Origin of the sequence: Belnapia moabensis DSM 16746 (assembly GCF_000745835.1) — a bacterium.
Taxonomy (GTDB): Bacteria; Pseudomonadota; Alphaproteobacteria; order Acetobacterales; family Acetobacteraceae; genus Belnapia; species Belnapia moabensis.
In genome coordinates this window covers 1-4976 of record NZ_JQKB01000183.1, presented here as the reverse complement: position 1 = coordinate 4976, position 4976 = coordinate 1, and the positions used below count along the sequence as shown (strand labels likewise).

The 4976-nt window shown below is 64.3% G+C and carries 7 protein-coding genes; all 7 read left to right on the top strand.

Annotated elements, in window-relative coordinates; genetic code table 11:
- Positions 1-302, top strand: a 302-nt coding sequence (locus EP26_RS29735) for an IS630 family transposase (protein ID WP_043342723.1), incomplete at its 5' end; no start/stop codon positions are given.
- A gap of 1137 nt (positions 303-1439) precedes the next feature.
- A protein-coding gene (locus EP26_RS34210) for an IS630 family transposase (RefSeq protein ID WP_245624569.1) occupies positions 1440-2497 on the top strand; the annotation gives its coding sequence in 2 pieces (ribosomal slippage) (positions 1440-1944 and positions 1944-2497; 1059 coding nt in all).
- A gap of 210 nt (positions 2498-2707) precedes the next feature.
- Positions 2708-3256 carry a hypothetical protein gene (locus EP26_RS29720; RefSeq protein WP_043344848.1) on the top strand — a complete coding sequence of 183 codons (549 nt, stop codon included), beginning with the start codon at positions 2708-2710 and terminating at the stop codon, positions 3254-3256.
- 285 nt (positions 3257-3541) lie between these two features.
- Positions 3542-4009, top strand: a complete 468-nt coding sequence (locus tag EP26_RS29715) for a hypothetical protein (protein WP_043344846.1) — start codon at positions 3542-3544, stop codon at positions 4007-4009.
- 76 nt (positions 4010-4085) lie between these two features.
- Entirely contained in the window at positions 4086-4238 is a 153-nt protein-coding gene (locus EP26_RS35845) for a hypothetical protein (protein ID WP_157033935.1), read from the top strand.
- 10 nt (positions 4239-4248) lie between these two features.
- Positions 4249-4539, top strand: a complete 291-nt coding sequence (locus EP26_RS29710) for a hypothetical protein (protein ID WP_043344844.1) — start codon at positions 4249-4251, stop codon at positions 4537-4539.
- A gap of 183 nt (positions 4540-4722) precedes the next feature.
- On the top strand, positions 4723-4976 hold a 254-nt coding region (locus EP26_RS29705; protein ID WP_157033934.1), incomplete at its 3' end, for a transposase.

Sequence of the window (4976 nt, the reverse complement as noted above, 5' to 3'; positions counted from 1 at the left end):
TCCTTGACAACTACGCCACCCACAAGCACCCAAAGGTCCGGCAGTGGTTGGCTGATCATCCGCGCTGGGTCTTCCACTTCACGCCGACATCGGCGTCCTGGATCAACGCCGTCGAGGGCTTCTTCTCGGCCATCACACGCAGGCGCATCCGCCGCGGCGTCTTTCAGTCAGTCCCCGACCTGCAGGACGCCATCACCCATTACATCCGCGACCACAACAAGAAGGCCAAGCCATTCGCCTGGACCAGGCCTGCCGACACCATCCTCGGCACGCTGGCCAGGCTTCCTGCACCTTCCGTTTGAGTCAGTGCACTAGATATCAGGCGAGGCCCTGCACGGGTGCCGCAGGGGCAAGTGCGTGCTCATTACCGATCAGGTTCTGCGGCAACCAGCACAGAGCGCCAGGCGGCGCACCGCAAGCAGGAACTACAGCATGGTCCGCCTTTTCGGTCGCAATCCTGGTAGGCGGCGTTAGATCGGGCGGAGTCCTGGCGACCTCGCGGAGCGATCACTTGGGTGGAGAATGCGACTTCGAACACTGGGCAACGGAGGTGGTAATTCTGGAAGGGATCGATGATCGATGCGGCCCACACCGGAGCCGACAGCCCGGTGCCGGGGAGCTCTGGGCACAAGAGACTCGGGATTTCGCCGAGCTTGAGGAGTACGAAGCCTACTTCCCAGTGACAGCGCTCTGCCGACGCATTGACCTCGCCTTTGGTATGGGCTGCGAGTTGCCGACCATTCCAGCAAGCGGAATGCCGCTCATCGGTGGCTGGACACCTCCGCACTCCCCAGCGGTGACCGACATGGCATGTGCTGAACAGGCCGCTGATGTACTGCTCCGATTTGCGGATTCGTGGCCGGCTCCGGCGTTGACGGCCCAAGGCCTGGCAGACAAGCGCGCGGCGTTTCTGAAAATGATGCCGGAGCTATGGGCGGCGCTTGCGACGGTTGGGCTGCGGTGTACAGGTGAGCGCTGTGCAGAGGTGACGAGGGCTCTCGTACTCATGCGCCACCCTGCGCCCCCTCCACCAGGCGGGCATGAGTTGTGGCTGCGGCGCCGTGCCGCCGTACTCTGGTGTAAAGCTGTGGGTTCCAGCCGACCCCTGCGCGAGCACGAAACGGAGCTTGGGGAGGATCTGGGCGACTACGTGGCGTTCCGACGTGCCGGCCCTTGAATGAGCAGGCTTGCCCCTATGCGGGCCATACAGGGTGGCTTGTAGGGCGTTGCAGCTCGGCTGCGCTGCTTCGCAGTAGCGTCCTCTATGAGCCTCACAGGGGCTTGTGAGGAGCATGCCCTTACCGGCCCTATGCGGGCCAGAGAGCGTATTTGATCCTTTCTGGCTGCAGCACTAATACCAAGTCTCCGAGAGCGTGACTCGTTGGGGATTCCCAGGACGACGGCGCTCTGCTTCCCGTGGCGAACAGGGGAGCTTCGCCATGCCCATCCCACTCCGAGCTGACTTTGACGTTGCCGGGCTTCGTGCTGCGGCTCGCCGGACCAAGGATGCGGCTCAGGCCCGTCGCCTATTGGCCTTGGCTGCCGTTTACGATGGAGCGTCGCGCACGGAGGCCGCTCGGATCGGCGGGGTGACGGTGCAGATCGTCCGGGACTGGGTTGTTCGGTTCAATGCCGAGGGTCCAGCTGGGCTGATTGACCGCAAGGCGCCGGGCCAGGCGTCACGGCTGACCAGTACCCACCGTGCGGCCCTGGCGGCGGTGCTCGATAGCGGCCCGATACCTGCGGTCCATGGCGTCGTGCGGTGGCGGCTGGTCGATCTCTGCCAGTGGCTGTGGGAGGAGCATCGGGTCACGGCCGCCAAGCAGACCATGAGCCGCGAGGTGCGGGCGCTCGGCTACCGCAAGCTCTCGGCGCGTCCTCGCCATCATGCGCAAGCCGAAGGCACGGTTGATCTTTTTAAAAGAGCTTCGCCAGCCGCCTGGACAAAGTCGCGCGTGAGAAAGGCGTAGCAGCCGGCGATATCGAGGTTTGGTTCGCTGACGAGGCCAGGATAGGCCAGAAGAACAAGATCACCCGGCGCTGGGCCCGGCGCGGCACCCGGCCCGTAGCGCTCAACGACCAGCGCACAGCCTCGACCTACATCTTCGGCGCCATCTGCCCCAAGGAGGGTAAGGCGGCGGGCCTTGTCCTGCCTCACTGCAACACCGCAGCCATGAGCCTGCACCTCGCCGAGATCGCCGCCGCGGTAGCGCCTGGTGCACATGCCGTGCTGCTGCTCGACCAAGCCGGATGGCACCTGTCGGATAGGCTCGAGGTGCCGCCCAACATCACTCTCATCCCGCTACCGCCAAAGTGCCCAGAACTGAACCCGGTCGAGAACACTTGGCAGTTCATGCGAGACAACTGGCTCTCGAACCGAGTCTTCCAGTCCTACGACGACATCCTCGACCACTGCTGCCGAGCTTGGAACAGGCTATCTGAGCAGCCTTGGACAATCATGTCTATCGGGCTGCGCGATTGGGCACATCGGTTCTGATCAGCGGGATTTGGTATAACGCCAGCACCTTACAGGGCGCCGCACGGGCATCGTAGGGCAGGGGGCGTCAAGCGGGCATGGACAGCGTGGCGCTGCGCCATCGGAAGCGGTCGAATTGGCAAACAGGTTCGCTCGGTCCACCTTTTCGGTTGGCATTTTGTGCCACGGCTGTAGAGCAAGTTGGGTAGTGGCTGTTCGGAGGCTGTCGGCGTGCCTAACGACCGACTGCGCAACATCGCCAAAATGCGGACTGTCAATGACGGCACTCGCACGCTGACCGAGTCGGTAATAATGCCCGCGCTTATCGACGTGCTCCGTGACTGGAGCACCGCAGGCGCCGGCGGGGTCCTTATCGGGGACGTCGCGCTCTCTTTCCACGCGCGGCCACGCGCTGCATCGGACCTCACCTTCTTGGTCCTGCAGGAGAACGCGATCCCTACGTCGTTCGATGGCTTTGAGCGGACCGGCGCACATACCTTCCGGCACCTGACCACCGGCATCGAGGTCCGCGTAGCAACACCGAGCCCGGCACGGGCGCCGCTGGAGATCGCCGAGATCGTCACTGCCACGTCCGTCTTGAGCGACGGCATCTTCATCGCCAGTGCTTCGGGGCTAGTCGCGCTACTACTGTTCTGCCCCGGGCTTCAGGCCATGGCCGACATCGTGACGCTCGTGGCGACCGGCAGGGTAGACCTCTCCGGCTATCCTTTTCCTGCCGACAAGCTGGCCGCCTTCGCCACGCTCACCACCGGGGAATAGTACAGGCGCTGTCATATGGCTTGCGCCGGGCATGCCCCTTCTAAACTCCCGTGCGCGTCATACAGGGTGCTGTGCCTCTGTGCGCACCCACTTAGCACATATGCGCTGACAACCCCTGCACAGGGCTCGCAGGGCGTCTGTGCCGCTGGGGACTGCGTTGAGCTGCCGGCCACAGCGGCAAGCTCCCGGGCAAGGAGAAAAGGTGAGCTTGGCCCCGCCTTTTCGGTTGGCCTTCCGAACGACGGCTGTAGACCGATTGGCACGGAATCTGAACAGGAGCCCCGAATGTCCGTGCTCAAGACGCTCAAGTTGGGCAAGGCTGCGCCCACCACCATGCCGGCCGATGCCAAGGGCCGCGCAAGGGCAAAAGTGATCCAGCATCTGGAACAGCAGAAGCAGCTGCTCACTGCACACCTAGACGGCAAGGCGCTCAACGCGACGCGACCGGTCTACAAGACCAACGATGCCGGCGAGCGTGTGCGGGTGATGCAGCCTATGCATGTGCGGCGCGAGTGGTTCGAGGATGCGGCGGGCACCTTGCATTTCATGGTGCGCTACGGCGCCAAGCCACTGCCGCTGGACAAGGCTGGCAGCATCAGCGTGGAAGTGGGCACGCTGGAGGCGCTGCCCGGCGTGATCGACGCGCTTCTCGCGGCAGTGCGGGCTGGTGAGCTGGACGCGCAGTTGGCGACAGCGGCGCAGGAGCGCAGCAAGGCGTTCAAGCGCCGAAATAGCGCGATGAAGGCAGCCTGACAACCAGGTCCACGTCTCGCAACGGGGCCGGCCAGCAATGGCCGGCTGCCTCGATTGCCAGCGAGGAGACAATTGCATGGACGAGTTTGTGGCAGTCGTGCGCCTGCCCAACGGGCTGACCCAGCGGGTGACGATTCAGGCCGACGGCAGTGGCAAGGCCCGGGCTATACTGGAGACGCAGTATGGGCGGGGATGCGTGCTGACGCTTGATCAGCCGCAGAAGTGGTGAGGGCGGCCGGATGAACGGCCTGATCGTCGCCGCCATTGAGCAGCGCCGGCAGCTCAAGCTGGTCTACTCCGTCGGCAGCCGCATCGTCGAGCCGCATGTCTACGGGCTGGCCAGCAACAGCAAGGAGCTGCTGCGTTGTTACCAGCTCGCGGGCGAGAGCGCCTCGCGGCGTCGTGCCGGCTCGAAGCTGCTCCGGGCCAGGAGCGTCGTCGCCGTAGAAGTGCTGGACGTCCGGTTCGAGCCGCGGGCGGGCTACAAGCCGGGCGATCCCCCCATCCGGGAGGTTATTGCCCGCGTCTAGTGCACTGAGCAGACGGAGGATTCCCAACGGGGCACTGCGCTGGAATTCTCCGGGCATGGCCCAGACCGTCAGCGTCATCATTGGATCTGAAAGGCTGTTTTGAAAGCCACCCCTGGCGAACATGGGCCTGAAAAGGCAGCGTAGGAGAAGCGTTCTGGGCGGCTTTCTCGGAAAGAAGCTGCCATGTGGACGCCCGATACCCGCGCGCTGGTTGGGGACTACGGGTCCGGTCAGGCCCTGAGCGACGAGCAGTATCGCCTTCTCGAACCGCTCATCCCGGCCGCCAAACCCGGAGGCCATCCGCGGACGACCGACATGCGGCGCCTGCTGGACGGGTTGTTCTACCTCGTGCGGACCGGCTGCCAGTGGCGGCATCTGCCACCCCCTCCGGTATTCCCGCCGTGGCCGACAATCTACGGCTATATGCGTGCCTTCCT